Source organism: Micromonospora sp. NPDC002717, from assembly GCF_040295705.1.
Classification (GTDB): domain Bacteria; phylum Actinomycetota; class Actinomycetes; order Mycobacteriales; family Micromonosporaceae; genus Micromonospora.
The window spans coordinates 201,698-225,075 of the sequence record NZ_JBEOVW010000003.1; the positions used below are offsets into that span (position 1 = coordinate 201,698).

Sequence of the window (23,378 nt, forward strand, 5' to 3'; positions counted from 1 at the left end):
TGAGCGCGAGGAGCGAGCGTTCCCCGGGCGACCGGCGTGGGACGCGGCCGCGCGGGGGCGCGAGGGGAACCGGCGACCCGCAGCCACGAACGAGAGGTGAATCAGTGACGTCCGAATCCGCCTGGGGCATCGGCCTGGCCACCGTGACCGCTGACGACCAGGTGCTCGACACCTGGTACCCGACCGGCAAGCTGGGGCTCGGCGAGCTGCCGCTGGTCGCCGGCGAGGACGAGGCGGACGTGCTGGACCTGCCGCCGGGGGCGGTCGGCGACCGGGTGCTGCCCGGGCTGCGTACCGTCCAGGTGGTCACCGTGATCGGCTCGCTGGACGACCCGATCAAGGACGCCGCCGACGCGTACCTGCGGCTGCACCTGCTCTCGCACCGCCTGGTGCGTCCCAACGAGCTGAACCTCGACGGCATCTTCGGCAAGCTGGCGAACGTCGCGTGGACCTCCGCCGGGCCGTGCCCGCCGGAGCGGGTGGACGAGCTGCGGGTCATCGAGCGGGCGGCCGGCCGCCACCTGGCCGTCCACGGGGTGGACAAGTTCCCCCGGATGACCGACTACGTGGTGCCCTCCGGTGTCCGGATCGCGGACGCCGACCGGGTGCGGCTCGGCGCGCACCTCGCCGCCGGCACCACGGTCATGCACGAGGGCTTCGTCAACTTCAACGCCGGCACGCTCGGCACCTCGATGGTCGAGGGGCGGATCGTGCAGGGCGTGCTGGTCGGCGACGGCTCCGACATCGGCGGCGGCGCCTCCATCATGGGCACCCTCTCCGGCGGCGGCACCGAGAAGGTGCGCATCGGCGAGCGGAGCCTGATCGGCGCGAACGCCGGTGTCGGGATCTCCCTCGGCGACGACTGCGTGGTCGAGGCCGGGTGCTACATCACCGCCGCGTCGAAGATCACGCTGCCGGACGGCCGGGTGGTCAAGGCCCGCGAGCTCTCCGGCGTGGACGGGCTGCTGTTCTGGCGCAACTCGGTCACCGGGGCGCTGGAGGCGAAGCAGCGCACCGGCCGGGGCATCGAACTGAACGCCGCCCTGCACGCCAACGACTGACGGCCGCCCCTCCGGGCCCGCGGTCGGCCGCGGACCCGGAGGGGTACGCCTCACCGCAGGCGGTACGCCTGGATGACGCGCTGGGTGACCGTGTTGCCGGCGGTGTCCCGGGCGGTGGCCCGCAGCGAGACGTGTCCGGCGCCGGCCGGGTGCTCGACGGTGGCCGTCCAGCCGTCCCCGCCGGGCCGTACCCGGGCCCGCTGCCACGTCTTCCCGCCGTCGTAGGAGACGTCGACGGTCAACGCGGCCACCCGGGCCGACGGTGCGCCCGGCTGCCGCTGCACCTGCACCGGGATGGCGAAGGTGCGCCCGGCCGGCGCCGCGTGGTCCTGGTCGAGCCGGGGCGCGAAGCGGATCGCCGACACCGGCAGCGCGGCCGGGTCGTCCCCGGCGACGTGCCGGGACCGGAACGTCCACGTCGCCGCGACCTCGGTGGCGAGGTCGGTGAAGCTCCGCTTCGACAGCACCTCCAGCCGGTAGTCCGCCGCGCCGGGCGGCACCTCGAACCGGCCGTACGCCGGTTCCGGGGTCTCCCCGACCAGCACCCCGTCGCGGTAGAGGGCGGTGCGGGCGGTGTCGGCGACGGAGCCGCCCGGGTGCCCCTCGGCGTCACTGTGCAACGGCACGCCGACCTCGATGCGGTCGCCCTGGCGGGTGATCCCGGCCCCCGGGAGGGACGGCCCGTACGGCGCGCCGTTCCAGCTCTCCCGGTGGTGCCGGCCGGCCCGCAGGCTCCGCTCCTCGGAGACGAGCACCGCCTTGACGTCGGTCCAGCCCTCCTCGGTCGGCACCCCGAAGTTCAGCTCCGAGGACCAGCGCACGCCCCGCGTGTTGTAGTGCTCGACCCGCTGCCCCGGCGCCGCGGTGGGCAGGATGACCGCCCAGCCGCCGACGTCGGGCTCCAGGTGCGGGAAGACCATCCGCTCGGTCACCAGCCCGGAAGGCGCGGTCCGGAACCGGTGGGTGACGGTGGCCAGGTCCTTCGCCCGGTAGTCCCGGACGAAGCCGGTCGGCATCCGGCCGGGCGTCGCCTCGCTGAGGGCGTAGAGGTAGGGGCTGCTGGCGGCCTCCCGGTCGGCCCACTGGCTGCTGATCGTGGCGACGAAGCGCTCCCCCGACACCGACCGGCCGAGACCGGCGCTGAAGAGACCGTCGAAGTCGAAGGCCAGCAGGCCGAAGCCGTAGCTGCCCTCGTCGACGAGGAAGTTCGCGCCGGTGTCGACCAGCACCGTGGTGGCCGAGCCCTGCGGGACGCTCATCCGGATCGGCCTGCCCTGCCGGGCGTCCACGGTGACCCGGGTGTCCCCGGCGACCACCAGCTCCGGCTGGACGATCTGCGTGACCCCGGCGAACTGCTCGCCGTCCACCTCGAACACGAGGCTGTTCAGTCCGTACCGGCCCTTCGGCAGCCGCAGCTCGGCGGTGCCGTCCGGGTCGTACAGGTCGTACGTGGCGAATTCGTCCAGCGAGACCAGCGTGGTGCCGTGCTCGCCGACGGCCGCGCCGTCCCGGCCCAGGTGGCGGACCGTCACGTCGTAGCTCTCCACCTCCCGGTGCACGGCCAGCGGGGTGACCGCCACCGTGTCGCCGGAGCGGGCGACGACCCGGCCGGTGTAGTGGCCGTCCGGCCCGGCGACCCGGGTGTCGGCGGTGACGGTGGCGCTCGCCGTGCCGCCGGCCGGCACGCTGACCCGGTCGGCGCCGAGGGTGAACATGCCGGCGGGGGCCGGCTCGCCGTCCGGGCGGGTCACCTCGACGGCCAGGTCCAGGGTGACCGCGGCCGGGCCGTCGTTGCGCCAGGTCACCGTGCGGGTGATCGGGGCGTCGTCGTGGTGGGGCCAGAGCGCCCGGCCGAAGGAGACGCTGGCCGGGTCGCTGGTCACCGTCTGACCGATCGCGCGGGCCACGTCGACCCGCCCGGCGCCCTGCTCGTACGCGGTCAGCTCCGGGCGGGGTCTCGCCGAGGCCATCAGGGTGGCCTTGAGCCGGTCGGCAGTCCAGTCGGTGTGCTGCTGGGCGAGCAGCGCCACCGCGCCGGTGACGTGCGGCGCGGCCATGGACGTGCCGGACAGGGCGACGTACCCGTCCCCGGCCGGCTCGCCGATCACCCCGTCCCGGCTGCGGGCCGCGACGATCCCCACGCCGGGGGCGGTGATGTCCGGCTTGAGCGCGTCGTCGCCGACCCGGGGGCCGCGGCTGGAGAAGCCGGCGAGGGTGTCGTCCCGGTCGACGGCACCCACGGAGAGTGCGGCGTCGGCGGTGCCGGGGGAACTGACCGGGGCGAAGGTGCCGTCGTTGCCGGCGCTGATCACGAAGAGGGCACCGGTCTGCGCGGTGAGCGCGTTGACGGCCTCCTCCAGCGGGTCGACCTCCGGCGTGTCGAAGCCGCCGAGACTCAGGTTGACCACGTCGGCCCGCTGCTCGACCGCGGCCCACTGCATGCCGGCGAGGATCGCCGACTCGGGGCAGCCGTACGTCTCGCAGACCTTGCCGTCGAGCAGCGTCGCGTCGGGGGCCACGCCCCGGTGCCGGCCACCGGAGGCGGCGCCGCTGCCGGCGATGATCGAGGCGACGTGGGTGCCGTGCCCGACCACGTCGCCGGCCACGGCCTCCTCGGTGAAGTTGCGCGCCTGCGCCACCCGGCCGGCCAGGTCCGGGTGCGTGGCGTCCAGCCCGGTGTCCAGCACCGCCACCCGCACGCCCCGGCCGGTGAGACCGGCCTGGTGGGCGGCCGGCGCGCCGATCTGCGGCACGCTGCGGTCGAGGGTGATCCGCCGCCGGCCGTCGAGCCAGATCCGGTCGACACCCCCTGCCGCGCCGACCCGCGCCCCGGCGGCGGTGACCGCCGCCCACACCTCGCCGGCCCGGTCCTTGGCCGCCGTCGCGGCGACCCCGCGGACGGCGGGCAACTCGCGGGTGACGGTCACCCCGGCGGGCGCCGCCGCACGCCGGGCGGCGCCCGACCCGCTGGTGATCAGCACCGGCAGGTCGTCGCGGCGGGCGTCGTCGTAGCCGGCCTCGATCAGCCCGGTGACGTCGAACAGCCGCCGGTCGACCCGCCCCGCCTGGATCGGCGCCACCGCGTCCTGCGGCACGACACTGAGCCGGCCCTGCTCGCGGCGGGTCAGGAAGCGGATCTTCTCGCGCCCCGGCCCAGGACGCACGCTCGCCCCGGCGCCGGTCACGGTGACCCGGTCCCCGGTGATCAGGGTGACGGTGGTGGGACGGCTGCCCGGCTGCGGCGCCGGGGCGACGGCACCCCGGCCGGCGGTCGGGTCAGGACGGGCGGCGGGGCCGGCGGGCGCCTGGGCCACGGCCAGCCCCGGGGTGCCGAGCACCAGACCGAGCACGAGACCGAGACCGGCCAGTTTTCTTCTTCGCTGCAACGGATCCTCCTCGTCGGGCGTTACTACCTGTGGAGAGACGCGCATTGACAGTCATCATGTTTACATACCGGGTATGCAGAATAAAGACGCGATGATGACGGAGCAGCCAACGGAGACACCGCCTTCCGGGATGATCGACCGGTGACCTCCATGAAGGAACGCATGCTCGCCGGCGAGCCGTACATCGCCAACGAGCCGGAGATCGTCGCCGACCTGGACCGCGCCGCGCGACTGATGGAACGCTTCAACACCAGTCCCGTGGCCGACCCCGAGGGCCGGCTCGCGGCCCTGCGCGAACTGCTCGGCGAGGTGGGCGAGGAGACCTGGGTACGACCGCCCTTCTACTGCGACTACGGCTGGCAGATCCGGATCGGGCCGCGCAGCTTCGTCAACTTCAACGCGGTCTTCCTCGACGTCGCCCCGATCACCATCGGCGCCGACGTCCAGATCGGACCGAACGTGCAGCTGCTCACCCCCACCCACCCCGTCGAGCCCGGCCCGCGCCGTGACAAGTGGGAGGCGGCCAAGCCGATCACCATCGGCGACAACGTCTGGCTCGGCGGCGGCGCGATCGTGCTCGCCGGCGTCACCGTCGGGGAGAACACCGTCGTCGGCGCGGGTGCCGTCGTGACGAAGGACCTGCCGGCCAACGTCGTCGCGCTGGGTAATCCGGCTCGCGTCGTACGCCAGCTCGACTGACCCCCGATCAAGCCCACCACCTGCACAAACGTCCATCCGCGACTGGCGCGGACGACCCCGCCCACGGCACTGTGGGTGGTGACGTCGTCACCAGGAGGCGGGGATGATCGGTCGGGTGCTCGAACTGCGCGTGCACGGGGTCTCCAACACGCCCCCGGGCCAGATCCTCGGCCTGCGGCCCGCGCCGGGGGCCGACCCGCCCCCACCCTGGCGCGTCGCGGGCGACCCGGTCACCGGCTTCTACCGCTCCCCCGCCGCCGGGCCGGACGACCCCGTCGTCGTCGAGGCGTACAGCTGGGGGCAGTTGACCTCCGGCGGGCGGACCGCGCGTGACGTGGAGCGGGCGCTGTGGACGCTGCTGCTGCCCTTCACCCTGGCCAACGTCGCGCTGCACGCCCGGCCGGGCATCCCGGCGGACCCGGACGACGAACGCCCGGCCGGCAGGTCGGGGGTCACCGCCTGGTTGATCCGGCTGTTCTGCCTGAGCCTCACCGGCACGCTCGCGCTCACCTTCACCGGCGTCGGGGTCGACCTCGTCGGCTGGCAGTGCGTCGACGAGGACTGCCTGCGCCGGATCCCCGGCCCGTGGGAGTTCCTCGGGCAGGGCTGGTGGAGCGAGGGCGCGCGGCCCCTCGCCGTCGGCCTGCTCGCACCGCTCGGCGTGCTGGCCCTGCTCGGCCTGGTGAGCTGGCGGACCTACCAGTACGAGGCGCAGATGCCCGCCGAGCCGGTCCCCCTCGCCGGCGCCCGGCCGCCCGACGCAACCCCGACGGAGGAGCCCGCGCGGCCCACGCCGGAGCCACCGCCGCCCGAGCCGCCATCCGGCCCGCTGGGCAACCCGCTCCAGCACCCCACCTTCTGGGCCGGGGAGGGGCAACTGCGCCGTGCGGCCGTGCTGCACCTCTGCACCGGCGCCGTCGTGGCCGCCGCCGTACCACTCGGTGCGGTCCTCACGATGGACCCGCCCCGCGGCGCCCGGGCCGCCGTCGCCTGGCCCACCGTGGCCGCGCTCGCCGCCGCGGTGCTGATCGCGGTCGTGGCGCTCGCGCGGCCCTGGCTGACCCGGCGCGCCGGCCACGCCCCGCTCGGCCGCTGGAGCGTGGCGGTCATCGTGCTCACCGGCGCCGGGCTGGCGGGCACCCTGCTGATCCTGCTGCTGCCCGACGGGCCCGCGGGCACCCCGCTGGCCGACCTGCGCCAGGTGCCCGGCTGCGGCCGGCAGCCCGCCGCGCCGCCGTGCCCGGCCGACCGGTCGCTGCCCGGCGTCGACCGCGTCGTCGCCTGGTTCGGCACCGGGCAACTGCTGCTGCTGATCGCGATCGGGTCGGTGAGCCGGTCGGGGCGGCGGGCGCTCGCCGCGCCGGCGGCGGCCGCCCTGCTGCTCGCCCTCGGCGTCGCCTGGATCGCGGGCCGGCTGCCCGGGATCCCGCCCGCGCCCCCGCCGTTGGAGGTATGGATGCTCGCCGTCGGGGTCGTCGCGCTCGCCGCGACCGGCCTGCTGCTGCCGCGCGTGCCGACGCCGGCCGAGCGGCAGCCGCTGGAGCCCCACACCGACCTGGCCTGGGGCGGCCGGGCCCCGGCGCTCATCGCCGGCTTCGGCTGGGTGCTCTGCATCTCCTACTGCGCCGGCCTGCTCTACTGGGTCACCGGCCGGCTCGGCGGCGGCGCGACGGCCGACGCGGTCTCCCCCGTGGCGCCCCCGGTCCCGGTGACCTGGGCCGGGCTCGCGTTCGCCGTCGCCCTGCTCACGCTCGTCGCCACGGCCGCCCGGGCCGGCCTGCTCTTCCTCCGCCTGCGCCGCCACGAGTACGCGGAGCTGGTGCCCGCCGGTCACCGGCTCTCCGGCCACGACCTGCGGCGCTGCCGGCAGGTGAGCGCCTGGCGGGCGCTGCACCGGCTGGTCGGCGAGCACGCGGTGCGGCTGGTCGGTCGCTACGCCGCCGCAGCCGGGGTGCTGGTCACCCTCGGCTACGCCGCCGCGCTCTCCGGCGTCCGGCCCCACCCCACGGCGGCGACCGGCGGCGCCGCCGTGGTCGAGTGGATCTCCGGCGTGGGCGACCGGCTGCTCGGCTGGCTGCCTGTGCTCGTCGGCGCCGTGGGTCTGCTGGTCTACCGGAACGACCTCGTCCGCCGCTCGGTCGGCGTGCTCTGGGACGTCGGCACCTTCTGGCCCCGGGCCGCGCACCCGCTCGCCCCGCCCAGCTACGCCGAGCGGGCCGTGCCCGAGTTGCAGACCCGCGCGGCGGGGCTGCTGGCGCTGGACGAGCACGACCCCCGGGCCGTGGACGGGATCATCCTCTCCGGGCACAGCCAGGGCACGGTGATCTGCGCCGCGGTGATCCTCCAGCTCCCCGCCCGGGCGTGCCGGCGGATCTGGTACTTCTCCTACGGCTGCCAGCTCACCCGGCTCTACGGGCGGGTCTTCCCGGCGTACTTCGGGCCCGACCGGCTGCCGGTGCTGGCCGACGCGCTGACGCCCCCCGGTGGGCGCGCCCGCTGGACCAACTTCTGGCGGGCCACCGACCCCCTCGGCTGGCAGGTGACGGCGGGGGAACGCGACGTCGCCGTACGCGACCCGGAGGCGCTGCACCCCAGCGACGGGGAGGTGGCCGACCCGCCGATCCGCAACCACAGCGGCTATCCGGAGGCGGCCGAGTTCCAGCGGGAACGCTCGCGGGTGGCCTCGCTGCTGCGGCGGGGCGTGCCGGCGCCCCGGCGCGGCACCGGCTGACCCCGACCGGCGGCGGTGGGCGGGGCGCGGGTCAGGCCGGCGGCGGCTCGTCGAGCCGGACGACCAGGTCGGCGGCGTGCGCGGTGCCCGCCACCAGGGCGGCGTTGGCCTCGTCGCTGCCCGTCGCCCACGCCCGGGCCTGCTCCGCCGACCGCCCGTACGCCTGGTGCCGGGCGGTCAGCCGGCGCAGCCGCAGCTCGGCGTCCAGGTCGAGGAACCACGCCTCGTGCAGCAACGACCGCACCTCGTCCCAGGGCGGCGCGCCCAGCAGCAGGTAGTTGCCCTCGGTGACCACCAGCCGCACCGACGGCGGCACCTCGATCGCCCCGGCCACCGGCTCCTCCAGGTCCCGCCGGAACGCCGGCGCGTAGACGGCGGTCGGCTCCAGCCGGCGCAGCCGCCGCAGCATCGAGACGTAGCCGTTGGCGTCGAACGTGTCGACGGCGCCCTTGCGCTCGGCCCGGCCCAACCGGTGCAGCTCGGCCTGGGCCAGGTGGAAGCCGTCCATCGGCACCAGCCGGGCGGCGGGGCCGACCGCCTCGACGATCCGCTCCGCCAGCGTGGACTTGCCCGCGCCGGGCGCCCCCACGATGCCGAGCAGCTGACGCGGGCCGGCGTCGGCGAGGGCGCGCGCCCGCGCGACCAACTCGTCGACCCCGACGACCCGGGCGGTCGTCATCAGCCGAGAACCGGCTCGCTGATCGCGAACCGCGCCTGCACCGCCGCCTGCGCGGTCTGCGGCTGCGGGTCCAGCTCCAGCTCCGGCGGCCCGCCCTCGGCGCCGCCCGTCCCGTACGCCATCCGGCTCATCATGGGCCGCTCCGCCGCGCCCGCGTCGGCCAGCTCGATCAGGGCGGTCACCCGGGCGCCGAGCGCCTCCGCGTACTCGCGGGCGCGCAACAGCGCGTCGGCGATCGCGGCGTGCCGGGCCTCCCGGTGGGCCGGGCTGTCCGGCCGCAGCGACCACCACGGCCCGGCCACCTCGACCTGGTCCTGGTCGGCCAGGCGCAGCATCAGGTCGCCGAGCGCGGTGAAGTCGCTGACCGTCACGGTGGTCGCCACGCTGCCGTGGTACGCGACCACCCGCTCGCCGGAGCGCCGGGTCTCCGGCCGGACCCGCAGCTCGCCGGTCTCCCGCCGGTCGATCGCGGGGCCGTAGCCGTCGAGCAGCACCCGGACGGCGGCGGCCCGCTCGGCCAGCCGGGTCAGGGTGGCCTCCCGGTCCCGGTCGCGGGCCGTGGCGGTCACCGTGAACCGGGCGATCTCGGGAGGGACCTCCCGGTACGCCTCGCCGCGCACCGCCACCACCGGCCCGTCCACCATGCCCTCACCCTAACCGCGCTCCCGTCCGCCCGCCCGCCCCGCGCGGGAAGCGACGCGGGCGACCACCGGCCGACGTGCCGCGGCGCGCCGAGGCGTCCTCGGCACCGGTTTGCAGGCGCAGGGGACGCTGCGGGCCGCCCGGTCAGGCGGGGCCGGCGGGTTCCGGGAGGTGGCCGGTGTAGGCGACGGTGCCGGGGCCGACGCGGCAGCCGGTGAGGTGCCCGCCCGCCTCGCCCAGCGCCAGCAGGTACGCGATCTCGTCGGCGTGGTCCCCGCTCGTCGGGAACTCCCGCCGGGACGCGTGCAGGTCCCGGTCGAGCAGGGCCGTCCGCAGGTCGCGGGCCTGCCGGTAGCCCTCGACAAGCGCGTCCAGGTCGTCGCGGACCAATGCCGCCGACAACTCGTCCAGGAAGGCGCGCACCCGGTCGAGCTGCCGGACCACCTGCTCGCGGTTGTGGAACAACATGTCCGCGGTCCGCTTCGCGGGCGTACCGGCGATCCGGGTGCCGTCCCGGAAGCTGCCCGCGGCGAGGCCGAGCACGGCGTCCCGGACGTCCGACCGGGCCACCGCCCCGGCGAGGCTGCCGGCCAGCAGGTGGGGGACGTGGGACGACAGGGCCACCACCGCGTCGTGCACGGACGGGGACATCGGCACCACCCGGGCCGCGAAGACGTCCACGACGAGGCCGGCCAGGAGCCGGAACGCGTCGATGCCCTCCGGCGCCGGGCAGAGCACCCAGGCCGCTCCCTCGAAAAGCGCCGGCACGGCGGCGGTCAGCCCGAACCGCTCCGTGCCGGCCATCGGGTGCCCGGGGACGAACCGGCCGGTCAGGCCGCGCTCGACGGCGAAGGCCGCCAACCCGCCCTTGGTGCTGCCCACGTCGGTGACCACGCAGCCCTCGGGCGTGTGGGCGGCGACGGTGACCAGGGCGTCCGGCAGGGTCGGCAGTGGCCCGCAGAGGAACACCAGGCCACGGTCCCGCACCGCCTCGACCAGTTCGTCGGGGAAGGCGATCCCCCGCCGGCGTCCCTCCGCCCGGGTGGCCTCGTCGGGATCCCAGCCGGCGACGTCCACGCCCGCCTCGTGCAGCCGCACCAGGATCGACCCGCCGATCAGGCCGGTGCCCACCACGGCGGCCCGCAACGGCCCGCCGGGTCTCTCACGCATCAGGCACCTCGGCGTTTCGGTCGGTACATGTCGAGGACGCCCCGACTCGCTTCGGCGCCGAGGATATCGCTTTTCCAGTACCCCTTCATCTCCCGCTCGCCGAGCGGCGTGAGGGTCAGCATGCCGCTGCGCGGGGCGTAGTCCTCGTGCGCGTCACCGATCTTGTAGATGAGTTCGAGCTGGCCCTTGTCGTACGTGACGCCGACGGACGAGACGGTGGCGAAGCAGCGGGCGACGAACCCGGGCTCGCGGCGGACCGCCGCCATGGCGTCCTGCTCGGTCCGGTAGAGCTGGACGGAGTAGGTCAGCTCACCGCCGCGCAGGCCGATGTGGGCCACCCCCCAGGTGCCCGACGACGACTCGTAGACCCACCGGCCCAGCACCGGGTGGGCCCAGATCAGCAGGAACAGCCGCTGCACCACGCCACCGATGAGGGCCAGGCTGAGCGCGGACACCAGCACGGCCAGTATCTTGGCCCCGCTGTCGCGCAGCTCGGCCTGCCGGAGCACGGCGACGTTCAGCACGCCGAAGATCACGGCGGCCGTCGCCAGGGACGCCTGCCGCACGCCGTCGATGTTCCGGTCCCGCAGCAGCGGGTGCAGGTAGCGCACCTCAGCCCGCCCTCGCGCCGGACCGGGACGCCCCGGCCTCGCTGGCCGGCCGACCGCTCCCGGCCACCCGCGCACCGCCGTCCATCGCCACGCCCCCGACCTCGACCTCTCCGGGCGCGCGCACGACCGCGACGTGACGCAAGATCACATGCGAGGCCCGCGGCAGACTACCGCCCGGAGGGCACCCCGGGCGACCCCGTCGAGCCCATCGCTCCCGGCGGGCGCCGCGGTCGTACGGCGGGCGCTTCGGGGGCGCCGCAGTCGCGCGGGGTCAGCCACGCAGCCGGCCGGCGACCGCCGCCACGTGCGCGTCGGACTCGGTCAGCGCCACCCGGACGTGCTGCCGGCCGCCCGGGCCGTAGAGGGTGCCGGCGGCGGCCAGGATGCCCCGGCGGGCCAGCCAGTCGACCGTCTCCCAGCAGTCCTCGCCCCGGGTCAGCCAGAGGTAGAGGCCCGCCTCGGAGTGCTCGACCGTGAAGCCGGCCCCGGTGAACGCGGCGTGCAGGATCTCCCGCCGGGCCCGGTAGCGCTCCCGCTGCTCGTCGGCGTGCCGCTCGTCGCCCAGCGCGGCCACCATCGCGGCCTGCACGGGCGCGGGCACGATCATGCCGGCGTGCTTGCGGACCTTGAGCAGCTCCGCCACGAGCGCCGGGTCGCCGGCGACGAACCCGGCCCGGTAGCCGGCCAGGTTGGACCGCTTGGAGAGCGAGTGCACCGCCAGCACGCCGTCGTACGACCCGCCGCAGACCTCGGGCGAGAGCACCGAGACCGGCTCGGCGGACCAGCCCAGGGGCAGGTAGCACTCGTCGCTGGCGACCACCGCACCGCGCTCCCGGGCCCAGTCGACCACCTTGCGCAGGTGGGCCGCCGGCAGCACCCGCCCGGTCGGGTTGCCCGGCGAGTTGACCCAGACCAGGCGCACCCGGGGGGTCGGGCCGACCGCGGTCAGCGAGTCGGCGCGCACGACGGTGGCGCCGGCGAGCCGGGCCCCGTCCTCGTACGTCGGGTAGGCGACCGACGGCACCACGACGACGTCACCGGGGCCCACCCCGAGCAGGGTGGGCAGCCAGGCGACGAGTTCCTTGGAGCCGATCGTCGGCAGCACGCCGAGGCCGTCGACGCCCGCTCCGCAGGCCCGCGCTACCCAGGCGGCGATCGCCTCGCGCAGCGCCGGCGTGCCGGCGGTCAGCGGGTAGCCCGGGGCGTCGGACGCCTCGGCGAGCGCCCGTCGGATCACCTCGGGCACCGGGTCGACCGGCGTGCCCATGGAGAGGTTGATCAGGCCCTCTGGGTGCGCCGCGGCCAGTGCGGCCGCGGCGTCCAGGGTGTCCCAGGTGAACTCGGGCAGCCGCGACGAGACCGGCGCGGGGCGGTTCAGTGGCCCTCGCCGCGCGGCGGCTGCGCGGCGACGAAGGACGCGTCCTTCTCCACCTTGCCGATCTTCGAGGCGCCACCGGGCGAGCCCAGGTCCTCGAAGAACTCGTAGTTGGCGCCGGTGTAGTCCTTCCACTGCTCCGGGACGTCGTCCTCGTAGAAGATCGCCTCGACCGGGCAGACGGGCTCACAGGCACCACAGTCGACGCACTCGTCGGGGTGGATGTAGAGCATCCGGTTGCCCTCGTAAATGCAGTCGACCGGGCACTCCTCGATGCATGCCTTGTCGAGCACATCCACGCACGGCTCGGCGATGATGTAGGTCACCGGTCTTCTCCTCCGCAAGACACGCCGCGATCACCCGCGACGGTAAGAGCCTAGTATCTCGCCGGGGAGGGGGTCGATCGTGCTCCGACAGCAGGATGTGGGACACCGGATCGTGGTTCGCCGGATTGTGGGGATTCGCGAAGGCCGGCCCCTCTTCTCGGACGCCCTCGGCGAGCTGGTCGAGCTGAGCGAGACCCATCTCACTCTCGCCACCACGCAGGGCCGGCTCCGGGTCCCGGTGGCCGAGGTGCACCGGGCCAAGCGGGTGCCGCCGACCCGCCGGCCCACCGCCGCGGCCGTGATCGAGTTGGAGCTGGCCGCCGACGAGGCGTGGCCCGCCGCCGTCCGGGGTCGGCTCGGGGACTGGCTGCTGCGCGCCGCCGACGGCTGGACCGGCCGGGCCAACTCGGCGCTGCCGGTGGGCGACCCGGACCGGCCGCTGCCCGCCGCGCTCGACGCGGTGGAGCGCTGGTACGCCGACCTCGGCCAACCGGCGCTGGTCAACACCCCGCTGCCGCTCGCCGCCCCGGTCGGCGCCGAACTGGACGCGCGGGGCTGGGGCAGCGGCCCGCCCGTGCTGGTGCAGACCGTGCCGCTGACGGGGCTGCCGCCAGCAGCCGCCGGGTCACCGCCGGTCGAGCTGGCTGCCACGCCGTCGGACGACTGGCTCGCCGTCGTCGCGGGCAGCAAGGGCGGCCTGCCGGACGCCGCCCGGCACGTGCTCACCGCCGTGGGCCAGGTCCGCTTCGCCCACGTGTACGCCGACGGCGCGCTGGTCGCCGTCGGCCGCGGCACGGTCACCGGGTCGGGGCGCTGGCTCGGGCTCAGCGTGATCGAGGTGCGGCCCGAGGCGAGGCGGCAGGGCCTGGCGGGCCGGGTCATCCGCGCGCTCGCCGACTGGGGCGCCGCGACCGGCGCCTCGCGCGCCTTCCTCCAGGTCGAGCAGCGCAACACCCCGGCGGTGGCCCTCTACCGGACCCTGGGCTTCACCACCCACCACACCTACCTCACCCGCACCGCACCGCGCTGACCGCACCGCGCTCCGGTGTGCGCCGGAGTCGCGCCTGACCTCCGGCCCCGCCCTCTGGGCGGGTGCCGTGCCCCATCTGTGCGGGCAGCTCGACAGGGCCGAACAGGGCATGGTGTCGCCACGAGCGCCCAGGCCGGTCCCGGCGCGGCCGGCGCGCGCCCGTGGACCGGCAGCCGCGCGCAGGTCAGCGACGGACGACCTTGCGGGGCTTGGTGGCCTTCAGCTCGGCGTACCGCTTGAGGGACTGCGAGCGGTGGTCGAGGCCGAGCGCCGTGAGCAGCAGGTAGCCGAGCAGCACCCCGACGCCGGTGGCCGCGAGGTAGAGCCAGATCTGGGCGAAGAACGTGCCCGCGCCCCCGCCGAACGGGTTCTCCCCGACCAGCAGCGGCCCGACCAGCACCGTCAGCAGCAGCGCGACGCCGACCGCGGCGGCCATGTCGGACCCCCAGGCGGCGACCGGCCGACGTTTGCCCCAGAGGAAGGCGACCACGGCCAGCACCAGCCCGATCACCGCGAACATCCCGAGCGACACCCGGTCGGCGGCGGTGGTGTCGTCGCCGTCGAAGCCGAACCGGATGACCAGCCGGGCGACCACGTTGACCCCGAACAGCGCGACCGCGAGTATCCCGATCGCGCGCCACCGCTCCCTCATCGCACGCCTCCCGCCGTACCCGCCCGCCTCCGCGGCGGGCTTCCTGGCAGGAATGTCTACCACCGGAACCTGGGTGTCGTCAGTCCCCCGGACGGACGGGCGGCGGCGGCGCCAGGACCTGCCGGAAGCCCATCACCGCGAAGGTCATCGCGCCGGCCACGATCATCGCCAGGCCGACCCAGTTGTCGCCGGCGACGAGCAGGTCCCCCTCGGTGGTGCGGACCGCCGCGACCGCCATCAGGACGAACCAGGGCAGCGCGGGCAGCGCCACCGCCCAGCGACGGCCGACCGCCTCGTGGGCGAACCAGCTCAGCGCGATGTTGGCGGCGATGGCGAGGACCACCGAGACGCCGATCAGCTGCCCGCCGACCCGGAGCGTGGCGAGCAGCAGCTCCAGCACCGCGGTCAGCACCCCGCCGAGGACGGCGACCAGCCCACCGGCCACCCGCAGGGCCAGGTCGAGCAGCAGCCGGGACCGGCCGGGCGGCGGTGGCGGGGCGCTCTCCTCGGGGACGACCGGCATCGGCGCGGTGGGCAGCGTCACCGGAGGCCGGCCGCCCCGACCGGGGACCGGTCCGGGCCGTCGGCGACGTCGAGCCCGGCGAAGAGGTCGTCCTCCCAGCCGTACGGCCCGCTGCCCGGGCCCTTCTCGCCCACCGCGAGGGTGTAGTACTCCACGCCCATGAACTCGCTGCCGAAGTTGCCGGCGATCGAGTAGAGCCAGGAGGTGTCGGGGATCTGGGTGGCGTGCGCGCGCATCGCCGCCTCCTTGGCCGCATGCTGGTCGGTGGCGTCGATCCGCGCCGCGATCTGCGCGTCCGGCGTGCAGAACGGCAGCTCGGTGGCCTGGTCGATGCCGGCGAAGGGGTTGTCCGACGAGCCGCCGAAGTGCTCCATCCCGGCTTCCAGGACGCTCTGCGGCATGGCCGTCCAGTAGACCTTGGCCGGGGCGATGCCCTCGGCGCGGGCCAGCTCGACGGCGCGCATCGTCACCCGGTGCGCCTGGATGTGGTCGGGGTGCCCGTAGAAGCCGTTGCCGTCGTAGGTGACCACGACCTGCGGGCGTACCTCCCGCATGATCTCCACCAGGTGGCCGGCGGCCTCGTCGAGGTCGGCCTGCCAGAAGGCCCGGGGGTGCTCGTTGGTGGCGAGCCCCATCATGCCGGAGTCGCGGTAGCGGCCGGCGCCGCCGAGGAAGCGGTGGTCGGTGACGCCGAGCGCGGCGCACGCGGCGTTCAGCTCGGCGATCCGCCACCCGCCGAGCTGGTCCGCCTCGGCGGCGGCGAGCTGGGCCAGCGCCGGCACATGGATCTCGCCCTCCTCGCCGAGCGTGCAGGTCACCAGGGTGACGTGGGCACCGGCGGCGGCGTAGTGCGCCATCGTCGAGCCGGTGCCGATGGACTCGTCGTCGGGGTGCGCGTGGACCAGCAGGAGGCGGCGGTCGGGCAGCGTCGTCACGGTGGTCACTCTATCCGGCGGTTCTCCTCCGCCGGCCGTGACGCGTCCACGCAGGTCGGCCACATCACCCCCGGCGCCGATCTACGATCTGGCCTGTGGACTTTCCGGAGCTGGCCGCCCGCACCCGCCGGTTCAGCCGCGGAGCGCCGCGCGCGGTCGCCGTGGCCGACGACGGCTCCCGGGTGGTCTTCCTGCGCTCGGCCGGCCCGGAGGACCCGGCCGACGCGCTCTGGCTGCTGGACGTGGCGACCGGCGAGGAGCGGCTGGTCGCCGACCCGGCGGCGCTGCTCGGGGCGGACGCGGACGTCGACGCGCTCAGCCCCGGCGAGCGCGCGCTGCGCGAGCGGCTGCGGCTGAGCGCCTCCGGCATCGGCTCGTACGCGCTGGACGCCGCCGGCCGGGTGGCGGTCTTCGCGCTGGCCGGGCGGCTGTTCCGGGCCGACCTGGTGCACGGCGACGTGGTCGAGGTGGCCACCGTCGGCCCGGTGCTCGACCCCCGGCCCGACCCGACCGGGCAGCGCCTGGCGTACGTGACCGACGCCGCCGAGGGGGTCCGCCGGGGTCAGCTGCGGGTGGTCGAACACGACGGCACGGACAGCCTGCTCGCCGGTGAGGACTCCGGGGTGACCTGGGGGTTGGCCGAGCACATCGCGGCGGAGGAGTTCGACCGGTTCCGCGGCTACTGGTGGGCGCCCGACGGGCGCTCCGTGCTGGCCGCCCGGGTGGACGAGTCCCGGCTGGACCGCTGGCACCTGCACGACCCGGCCGACCCGGCGAGCCCGCCGACCACGGTCGCGTACCCCCGGGCGGGCGGCCCGAACGCCGAGGTCAGCCTGCACCTGCTCGACCTCGACGACGGCTGGGTCGACGTGCACTGGGACCGGGAGACCTACCCGTACCTGACCGCGGTGCACTGGGCCGACGGCGGGCCGCTGATCACCGTGCTGCGCCGTTCCCAGCAGCACGGCCTGGTGCTCGCGGTCGACCCGCGTACCGGCGAGACGCAGGTGCACGCCGAACTGGCCGACCCGCGCTGGGTGGAGCCGATCCCCGGCACCCCGGCGCACCTGCCGGACGGCCGGGTGCTGGTCGGCGGGGAACTGGCCCACGACGGGTACGACGCCCGTTGCCTCTTCGCCGACGGGACCCTGCTCACCCCGCCGTCGCTCTACGTGCGACGGGTGGTGGGGCGGCTGCCCGGCGGCACCGGCCCGGCCGACCTGCTGGTGGAGGCGAGCGACGGGGAGCCGAGCGAGCGGCACCTGTTCCGGGTGCGCACCACGATCGGCGGCGGCGTCGACGCCCGCCGGATCACCACCGACCCGGGCTGGCACACCGCCGCCGTTGGCGGGGACGTGCTGGTGGTGGGCAGCGCCTCGCTCGACCACCCGGGCACCCGGTGGACGGTGTGGCAGGGCGAGCGTGAGGTGGCCGTGCTGCGTTCGCTCGCCGCGACCCCGCCGTACTCGCCGCTGCCGCTGCTGGAGCGGGTCACCGACCGGCGGCTGCCGACGGCGGTGCTCTACCCGGACAACTACGTCACCGGGCGGCGGCTGCCGGTGCTGCTGGACGTCTACGGCGGCCCGGGGCACCAGGAGGTGCTCGCCGCCCGCTCGGCCTGGCTGGAGCGCCAGTGGTGGGCCGACGCCGGCTTCGCGGTGGTCACCGTCGACAACCGCGGCACCCCGGGCGTGGCCCCCTCCTTCGAGAAGGCGATCCACCGGCGGGTGGCCGACGTCGTGCTGCTCGACCAGGTGGACGCGCTCACCGCGTTGGCCGGCAAGCACCCCGACCTCGATCTCGGCCGGGTGGCCGTGCGCGGCTGGTCGTTCGGCGGCTGGCTGGCGGGGCTGGCGGTGCTGCGGCACCCGGAGCTGTTCCGGTGTGGCATCGTCGGGGCGCCGGTCACCGACTGGGCGCTGTACGACACCGCGTACACGGAGCGCTACCTGGGCCTGCCGGAGGACGGCACGGACGTCTACGCGCACCACTCGCTGGTGGAGTTGGCCGGCGAGCCGGTGGCCGATCCGGAGTCGGCCCGGCCGCTGCTGCTGGTGCACGGCCTGGTCGACGACAACGTGGTGGCCGCGCACACCCTGCGCCTGTCGGCGGCGCTGCTGGCGAGCGGCCGGCCGCACTCGGTGCTCCCGCTGACCGGGGCCACCCACATGGCCGCCGGCGGCACCGCGGAACGCCTGCTCAGGCTGGAGCTGGACTTCGTCCGCCAACACCTCTGACGGCCGCCCCACCCGGCCGGGACGGCCGGACCGGTGCCGGCGGGCCAGCGGCGTGGCAGGCGACGCCGGACGCGCGGAGGCCCCGGTCGACAACGCTGTCGACCGGGGCCCGTCCGTGGTGTTGGTGCCTGAGGGTTACTGCTTGACGTACGCGTTCACGAAGGCCGGGTAGCCGAAGACGCTGGAGACGAAGACCCCACCGGCCTTGGAGCCGTGCACCAGGTAGGCCACGTCGACGAAGAGCGGCACGACCGGGGCGTGCTCCTTCATGATCCGCTCGTCGAGCTTGGCCCACTCCGGGCCCTGCTCACCCGGCGGCAGGGCCAGGATCCGGTCGAACTCGGCGTTGATCGTCGCGTCGTTGAAGAACGCGCTGTTGCTGTTGCCCTCGGGCTTGATGGTGCGGCCGTCGTAGAGCACCGGCAGGATCGAGGCGCCGCTCGGCCAGTCCGCCGCCCAGTTACCGATGTACAGGTCCCAGGGGTTGTCCTTCTTCTTGACCTCGTCGAGCTTCGAGTCGTCCGGGATGTTCCGGACGGTGATCTTGAAGCCGGCCCGCTCCAGGTTGCCCTTGAGCTGGGTGGCGATCTGCTGCTCGGTCGTGTTGTCCGCGACGCCGAGGACCAGCTCCGGCGTCTGGCCGCCGAGCAGTTCCTTGGCCTTGTCGACGTTGCCGTTGGCGCCGGCCGGGTAGGCGTCGTACGCCTTGAAGCCGATCGTGGACGGCGGCATCAGCGTGGTCATCGGCGAGGCGACGGTCTGCCCGCCGACCGACTTGATCAGGCCCTCGCGGTCGATGGCGTAGTTCAGCGCCTGGCGGACCTTCAGGTCCTTGACCCGCTGGTTGTTGATGACGAGCTGGTTGGAGCTCGGCGTCGGGGAGAGGATGGTCCGCTCCTTGAGCGCCGGGTCGTTGGCGACCTTGGCGACCAGCGAGGCGGGCACGTAGTTGAAGGCGATGGCGCTCTGGTCGGCGCCGTTGTCGGCGATCACCCGGTTGTTCGCGGCGTCGGCCGTCGCGCCGAAGCTCCAGACGAACTGGTCCGGGTACTGGTGCCGCACCGGGTCGGTGTTCGGGTCCCAGTGCGGGTTGCGGTCCAGGGTGATCTGCACGCCGACCTGGTTCTTGGCGATCTTGTAGGGGCCGGACGAGAACGGCTGGTGGTCCAGGTTGACGCCGGTGTCCTTGTCGGCCGGCAGCGGCGCGGTGGTCGGCAGCGAGACCGCGAACGGCAGGTCACAGCGGGGCTTGGCGAACTCGAAGCGCAGGGTCTTCGCGTCCGGGGTGCTCAGGCCCGGGGGCAGCGAGGTCTTGTTCTTCTTGAAGTCCCACTTGGTGTCGAACTGCGGGCTGTCGGCCAGCCACTCCTGGATGTAGGTGGGGCCGCCCGACAGGTCCGGGTCGAAGGATCGGGCGATGCCGTACGCGATCTCCTTGGAGGTGATCGGGCGGCCGTCCTCGAACTTGACCCCGTCCTTGATCTTGAATTCCCAGACCTTGCAGTCGTTGTTGACGTTGGTGCCCGGCGTCTCGGCCAGGTCGCCGACGAGAACCAGGCCGCCCTTGCCGTCGTCCTTCCACGTGGTCAGGTAACGGGAGAACAGCGGCGACGTCATCAGGCCGGCGAACGAGTACGTCCGCTGCGGGTCCAGGTGGGAGATGGGGGTCTCCCGGATGATGGTGAAGGTGCCGCCCTTCTGGGCGCCCGGCACCTCGGCCGCCGGACCCATGGAGTCCTTCGGGTCGGTCGCGATGACCCCGGTCTGCTGCCGGTTGGTGTCCACCGTGGTGCCCTCGCCCGTGTTCTCCGAGCACGCACCCAATGCCACAACCAGTGCGATCGCGCCGCCTGCGGCGGCCGCCACGCGTGGTCGCATCTCCTACCTCCTCCACCCAGGTGCCGCCGGGCGTGAACGCCGACGTCCCGAGGATCGTAAAGAAGAAAACCTACGAGTTGTGTAACAGTTGTCGATAAATTTCACCGCCGTCCGACCGGCGGACGCCCGGGGCGGGCGCGCCGGCCGGGACGGGCGGGTCACCCGAGCCGTACGCGGGGGTCGATGGCGGCGTAGAGCAGGTCGACCAGCACGTTGGCGAGCACCACGAAGACCGCCGAGATGAGCACGGTCGCCATGATGGTGGGCAGGTCGCCGGCGCGCACCGCCTCGACGGCGGTCCGCCCCAGCCCCTGGATGCCGAAGGTGGTCTCGGTGATCACCGTGCCGCCCAGCGCAGCCCCGACGTCCAGGCCGGCGATGGTGACCACCGGAGTGATCGCGGCGCGCAGCGCGTGCCGCCCGTACACCTTCGGTTTCGCCAGGCCCTTCGCCCGCGCGGTGCGCACGAAGTCCTCGGAGAGCGTCTCCAGCATCTGCGCCCTCGACAGCCGGGCGTAGATGGCGGAGAAGAGGAAGGCCAGCGCGACCCAGGAGAGCGCCAGGCCGCTGGCCCACTTCAGGGGATTGTCGAAGATCGACGTGTAGCTCGGCACGGGCAGCAGGCGCAGGTTGTAGACGAAGACCAGCAGCAGCACCGCGCCGACGAAGTAGAGCTGGAGCGAGGCGCCGGTCAGCGAGAAGCCGATCGCGGCCCGGTCGAGCCAGGTGCCGCGGCGCAGCGCCGAGACCATGCCGAGGCCGACGCCGAGCAGCAGCCAGAGGATCGCCGCCGGGATCACGATGCTCAGCGTCACCGGCAACACCCGGGCGATGGTGTCCAGCACCGCCTCGTTGTTGACGTACGACCAGCCCAGGCAGGGCGCGTCGCACCGGCCGCCCTGGGCGCTGCCCAGGTCCCGCCCGGTGAAGATGCCCTTCATGTAGCCGGCGTACTGGGTGATCAGCGGGTCACGCAGGCCCAACTCCTCACGGACCCGCTCCAGCCGCTCGGGGTTGCAGTTCTTCGGGCACATGCCGCTGACGGGGTCGCGGGGCAGCGCGAAGAACATCAGGAAGGTCAGCACGCTCACCGCGAACAGGGTGAGCACCGCGGAGAAGATCCGCTTGATCAGAAAGCGCGCCATCGGATGCCCCCTACCGGGACGACTTCGGGTCGAGCGCGTCGCGCAGCGCGTCGCCGAAGAGGTTGAACGCGAACACGAGCGCGAAGATCGTGATGCCGGGGAAGAAGACGAACGCCGGGTCGGTCTGGAGGTAGTCCAGGCTCTGGTAGATCATCCGACCGAAGCTCGGCGTCTCCTCGGTCAGCCCGACGCCGATGAACGACAGTGCGGCCTCGCTGGTGATGAACTGCGGCACCGCCAACGAGAACGACACCAGGATCGGCGCCCAGATGTTCGGCAGCAGTTGCCGGAAGAGCATGTGCGCCAACCCGGCGCCGCTGGCCTTGGCGGCCTCCACGAACTCCCGCTCGCGCAGCGCGATCACCTGGCCGCGGACCAGCCGGGCGGTGCCGGTCCAGCCGAAGATCGCGAAGACGGCGATCAGCACCCCGACCCCGAAGGCGGGCGAGACCGCGTCCCGCTCTCCGTAGAAGCGCAGCGTCAGGGTCGGGGTCAGGGCCAGCGCGATGATCAGGAACGGCATGGCCAGGGTCAGGTCGGTGATCCAGTTGATCACCGCGTCGAGCCAGCCGCCGAGGTAGCCGGCGAGCGCGCCGAGCGCGATGCCGATGGCCGCCGTGATCACCGCCGCCGCGAAGGCGATCAGCAGTGAGGTACGCAGGCCGTACACCAGCCGGATGAAGATGTCCCGACCGAGGTTGGGCTCCAGCCCGAAGAAGTGGTCCCCCGACACGCCACCGGCGTAGCCCAGCGGCATGCCGAAGCCGTCCAGCTTGGCCTGGAACTGGTCGCGCGGGCTGATCCCGTAGAACGCCTCGATCAGCGGCGCGGCGAGCGCCACCAGCACGAAGAAGACCAGCATCCCCCCGCTGACCATCGCCGTCCGGTCGCGGCGCAGCCGGAGCATGGCGAGTTGGCCGGGCGATCGGCCGACGAAGCCCTTCTCCTTCGGCGCGTCGGCGCCGCCACCCGAGTCGATCTCGGCCAGCGCCACGCCCTCCACCGGGGACATGCTCATCTCGACACCTCCTCGACGCCCGCACCCGTGCCCGCCGGCTCGCCGCCCGCGTCCGCCGGCTCGCCGCCCGCGCCGTCTGCCGGCTCGGCGGCCGACGTCGCCGGCTGCCCTGCCGGGGCGGCCTCGACGGGCCCCCGCTCCGGGAAGTGGCAGGCCGCGGCCTGGCCTCCGCCGTCGCGGGACACCAGCGCCGGCTCCTCGGTGGCGCAGATGTCCTGCGCCTTCCAGCAACGGGTGCGGAACCGGCAGCCCGACGGCGGGTTGAGCGGGGTGGGCACGTCGCCGGCCAGCCGGATCCGGCCGGCCGGGCCGAGCTTGGTGACGTCCGGGATCGCCGAGAGCAGCGCCCGGGTGTACGGGTGCTGCGGGCGCTCGTAGATGTCGTCCCGGTCGCCGATCTCGACGATCTTGCCGAGGTACATGACGGCGACCCGCTGGCAGAAGTGCCGCACCACGGCCAGGTCGTGCGCGATGAAGACGAACGCCAGGCCCAGGTCGCGCTGCAGGTCGCGGAGCAGGTTGACCACCTGCGCCTGGATCGACACGTCCAGGGCGGAGACCGGCTCGTCGGCGACGATCAGTTTCGGCCGCAGCGCCAGGGCGCGGGCGATGCCGATGCGCTGACGCTGGCCGCCGGAGAACTCGTGCGGGTACCGGTTGTAGTGCTCCGGGTTCAGCCCGACCAGCTCCAGCAGCTCCTGCACCCGGGCCTTGATCCCGCCCGGCGGATCGATCCCGTTGACCTGCAACGGCATCGCGACGATCCGGCCGACGGTGTGCCGGGGGTTCAGCGAGGCGTACGGGTCCTGGAAGATGATCTGAAGGTCCTGCCGCAGCGGACGCAGCTCACGCCGGCCGGCGTGGGTGATGTCCTGCCCGGCGAACTCGATGCTCCCCGCGCTGGGCTCCAGCAGGCGGACCAGCATCCGGCCGGTCGTCGTCTTGCCGCAGCCGGACTCCCCCACCAGACCGAGCGTCTCGCCCGGGCGCACGTCGAAGTCCAGCCCGTCCACGGCCCGCACCAGGCCCGTGCTCCGCAGCCCGCTGCGCACCGGGAAGTGCTTGGCCAGCCCGCGCACCCGCAGCAGCGGCTCGACCGTCTCGACACTCATCGGGTCCCACCTTCGTTCGCGACTGCGGGACTCCGCTCCGCTGCATTCCTCGCGCTCACCGAGCGACCCTTGTTCGCGACTGCGGGACTCCGCTCCGCTGCATTCCTCGCGCTCACCGAGCGACCCTTGTTCGCGACTGCGGGACTCCGCTCCGCTGCATTCCTCGCG

Annotated in this window: 19 protein-coding genes; 5 read left to right on the top strand and 14 right to left on the bottom strand. The window is 74.4% G+C overall.

Going from position 1 to position 23,378, the window contains the following annotated elements; genetic code table 11:
• Positions 1–104: 104 nt before the first annotated feature.
• Positions 105–1,061: a 2,3,4,5-tetrahydropyridine-2,6-dicarboxylate N-succinyltransferase gene (dapD, locus tag ABT006_RS07365; RefSeq protein ID WP_350703870.1), complete on the top strand. Its 957-nt coding sequence runs from the start codon at positions 105–107 to the stop codon at positions 1,059–1,061.
• Between the two features lie 50 nt (positions 1,062–1,111).
• Here dapD and ABT006_RS07370 read toward each other — a convergent pair whose 3' ends face one another.
• A complete protein-coding gene (locus ABT006_RS07370) occupies positions 1,112–4,492 on the bottom strand; it encodes a S8 family serine peptidase (protein WP_350703871.1) in 3,381 nt (1,126 codons plus the stop codon).
• Between the two features lie 96 nt (positions 4,493–4,588).
• Here ABT006_RS07370 and ABT006_RS07375 point away from each other — a divergent pair, with 96 nt between their 5' ends.
• Positions 4,589–5,146, top strand: a complete 558-nt coding sequence (locus tag ABT006_RS07375) for a sugar O-acetyltransferase (protein WP_350703873.1) — start codon at positions 4,589–4,591, stop codon at positions 5,144–5,146.
• Between the two features lie 103 nt (positions 5,147–5,249).
• Entirely contained in the window at positions 5,250–7,877 is a 2,628-nt protein-coding gene (locus ABT006_RS07380) for a hypothetical protein (RefSeq protein WP_350703875.1), read from the top strand.
• Between the two features lie 31 nt (positions 7,878–7,908).
• Here the strand turns inward: ABT006_RS07380 and ABT006_RS07385 are convergent, their stop codons facing one another.
• The 6 genes from ABT006_RS07385 to fdxA all read right to left on the bottom strand — a co-directional run bounded on the left by ABT006_RS07385 (position 7,909) and on the right by fdxA (position 12,680).
• Positions 7,909–8,556 (bottom strand): nucleoside/nucleotide kinase family protein, encoded by a 648-nt coding sequence (locus ABT006_RS07385; RefSeq protein WP_350703877.1) that lies wholly within the window; start codon positions 8,554–8,556, stop codon positions 7,909–7,911.
• On the bottom strand, positions 8,556–9,200 hold the full coding sequence (locus ABT006_RS07390; RefSeq protein ID WP_350703879.1) for an SIMPL domain-containing protein: 645 nt from the start codon (positions 9,198–9,200) through the stop codon (positions 8,556–8,558). The genes ABT006_RS07385 and ABT006_RS07390 overlap by 1 nt, the downstream gene beginning before the upstream one ends.
• A gap of 142 nt (positions 9,201–9,342) precedes the next feature.
• Positions 9,343–10,368 carry a prephenate dehydrogenase gene (locus ABT006_RS07395; RefSeq protein ID WP_350703881.1) on the bottom strand — a complete coding sequence of 342 codons (1,026 nt, stop codon included), beginning with the start codon at positions 10,366–10,368 and terminating at the stop codon, positions 9,343–9,345.
• On the bottom strand, positions 10,368–10,979 hold the full coding sequence (locus ABT006_RS07400; RefSeq protein WP_350703882.1) for a hypothetical protein: 612 nt from the start codon (positions 10,977–10,979) through the stop codon (positions 10,368–10,370). Before ABT006_RS07400 ends, ABT006_RS07395 begins: the two co-directional genes overlap by 1 nt.
• 271 nt (positions 10,980–11,250) lie before the next feature.
• Positions 11,251–12,357 (bottom strand): succinyldiaminopimelate transaminase, encoded by a 1,107-nt coding sequence (gene dapC / locus ABT006_RS07405; RefSeq protein ID WP_350704159.1) that lies wholly within the window; start codon positions 12,355–12,357, stop codon positions 11,251–11,253.
• A complete protein-coding gene (gene fdxA, locus ABT006_RS07410) occupies positions 12,354–12,680 on the bottom strand; it encodes a ferredoxin (RefSeq protein WP_089005361.1) in 327 nt (108 codons plus the stop codon). Before fdxA ends, dapC begins: the two co-directional genes overlap by 4 nt.
• A gap of 79 nt (positions 12,681–12,759) precedes the next feature.
• Here fdxA and ABT006_RS07415 point away from each other — a divergent pair, with 79 nt between their 5' ends.
• Positions 12,760–13,710 carry a GNAT family N-acetyltransferase gene (locus ABT006_RS07415; protein ID WP_350703884.1) on the top strand — a complete coding sequence of 317 codons (951 nt, stop codon included), beginning with the start codon at positions 12,760–12,762 and terminating at the stop codon, positions 13,708–13,710.
• A 184-nt stretch (positions 13,711–13,894) separates the two neighbouring features.
• Here ABT006_RS07415 and ABT006_RS07420 read toward each other — a convergent pair whose 3' ends face one another.
• The 3 genes from ABT006_RS07420 to mshB all read right to left on the bottom strand — a co-directional run bounded on the left by ABT006_RS07420 (position 13,895) and on the right by mshB (position 15,829).
• Positions 13,895–14,362, bottom strand: coding sequence for a hypothetical protein (locus tag ABT006_RS07420; RefSeq protein WP_350703886.1), 468 nt, complete (start codon positions 14,360–14,362; stop codon positions 13,895–13,897).
• A 79-nt stretch (positions 14,363–14,441) separates the two neighbouring features.
• Positions 14,442–14,885: a hypothetical protein gene (locus ABT006_RS07425; RefSeq protein WP_350704161.1), complete on the bottom strand. Its 444-nt coding sequence runs from the start codon at positions 14,883–14,885 to the stop codon at positions 14,442–14,444.
• A gap of 17 nt (positions 14,886–14,902) precedes the next feature.
• Positions 14,903–15,829 (bottom strand): N-acetyl-1-D-myo-inositol-2-amino-2-deoxy-alpha-D-glucopyranoside deacetylase, encoded by a 927-nt coding sequence (gene mshB, locus ABT006_RS07430; protein WP_350703887.1) that lies wholly within the window; start codon positions 15,827–15,829, stop codon positions 14,903–14,905.
• A gap of 86 nt (positions 15,830–15,915) precedes the next feature.
• Here mshB and ABT006_RS07435 point away from each other — a divergent pair, with 86 nt between their 5' ends.
• Positions 15,916–18,057 carry a S9 family peptidase gene (locus tag ABT006_RS07435; RefSeq protein ID WP_350703889.1) on the top strand — a complete coding sequence of 714 codons (2,142 nt, stop codon included), beginning with the start codon at positions 15,916–15,918 and terminating at the stop codon, positions 18,055–18,057.
• Between the two features lie 135 nt (positions 18,058–18,192).
• Here the strand turns inward: ABT006_RS07435 and ABT006_RS07440 are convergent, their stop codons facing one another.
• The 4 genes from ABT006_RS07440 to ABT006_RS07455 form a co-directional block, all read right to left on the bottom strand.
• Complete coding sequence (locus ABT006_RS07440; protein WP_350703891.1) at positions 18,193–19,935, bottom strand: ABC transporter substrate-binding protein; 1,743 nt, start codon at positions 19,933–19,935, stop codon at positions 18,193–18,195.
• Positions 19,936–20,093: 158 nt separating this feature from the next.
• A complete protein-coding gene (locus tag ABT006_RS07445; protein ID WP_350703892.1) occupies positions 20,094–21,080 on the bottom strand; it encodes an ABC transporter permease in 987 nt (328 codons plus the stop codon).
• Positions 21,081–21,090: 10 nt separating this feature from the next.
• Positions 21,091–22,098 carry an ABC transporter permease gene (locus tag ABT006_RS07450; protein ID WP_350703894.1) on the bottom strand — a complete coding sequence of 336 codons (1,008 nt, stop codon included), beginning with the start codon at positions 22,096–22,098 and terminating at the stop codon, positions 21,091–21,093.
• A complete protein-coding gene (locus ABT006_RS07455; RefSeq protein ID WP_350703896.1) occupies positions 22,095–23,210 on the bottom strand; it encodes an ABC transporter ATP-binding protein in 1,116 nt (371 codons plus the stop codon). The genes ABT006_RS07450 and ABT006_RS07455 overlap by 4 nt, the downstream gene beginning before the upstream one ends.
• Between the last annotated feature and the right edge of the window lie 168 nt (positions 23,211–23,378).

Bases quoted from the DNA above. Each gene is read 5' to 3' on its own strand.
- ABT006_RS07380 (WP_350703875.1), top strand. From the start codon at position 5,250: ATGATCGGTCGGGTGCTCGAACTGCGCGTGCACGGGGTCTCCAACACG.
- ABT006_RS07420 (WP_350703886.1), bottom strand. From the start codon at position 14,362: ATGAGGGAGCGGTGGCGCGCGATCGGGATACTCGCGGTCGCGCTGTTC.
- ABT006_RS07395 (WP_350703881.1), bottom strand. From the start codon at position 10,368: ATGCGTGAGAGACCCGGCGGGCCGTTGCGGGCCGCCGTGGTGGGCACC.
- ABT006_RS07385 (WP_350703877.1), bottom strand. From the start codon at position 8,556: ATGACGACCGCCCGGGTCGTCGGGGTCGACGAGTTGGTCGCGCGGGCG.
- ABT006_RS07440 (WP_350703891.1), bottom strand. From the start codon at position 19,935: ATGCGACCACGCGTGGCGGCCGCCGCAGGCGGCGCGATCGCACTGGTT.
- ABT006_RS07450 (WP_350703894.1), bottom strand. From the start codon at position 22,098: ATGAGCATGTCCCCGGTGGAGGGCGTGGCGCTGGCCGAGATCGACTCG.
- ABT006_RS07445 (WP_350703892.1), bottom strand. From the start codon at position 21,080: ATGGCGCGCTTTCTGATCAAGCGGATCTTCTCCGCGGTGCTCACCCTG.
- ABT006_RS07370 (WP_350703871.1), bottom strand. From the start codon at position 4,492: ATGCGCGTCTCTCCACAGGTAGTAACGCCCGACGAGGAGGATCCGTTG.
- ABT006_RS07425 (WP_350704161.1), bottom strand. From the start codon at position 14,885: ATGCCGGTCGTCCCCGAGGAGAGCGCCCCGCCACCGCCGCCCGGCCGG.
- ABT006_RS07455 (WP_350703896.1), bottom strand. From the start codon at position 23,210: ATGAGTGTCGAGACGGTCGAGCCGCTGCTGCGGGTGCGCGGGCTGGCC.
- ABT006_RS07390 (WP_350703879.1), bottom strand. From the start codon at position 9,200: ATGGTGGACGGGCCGGTGGTGGCGGTGCGCGGCGAGGCGTACCGGGAG.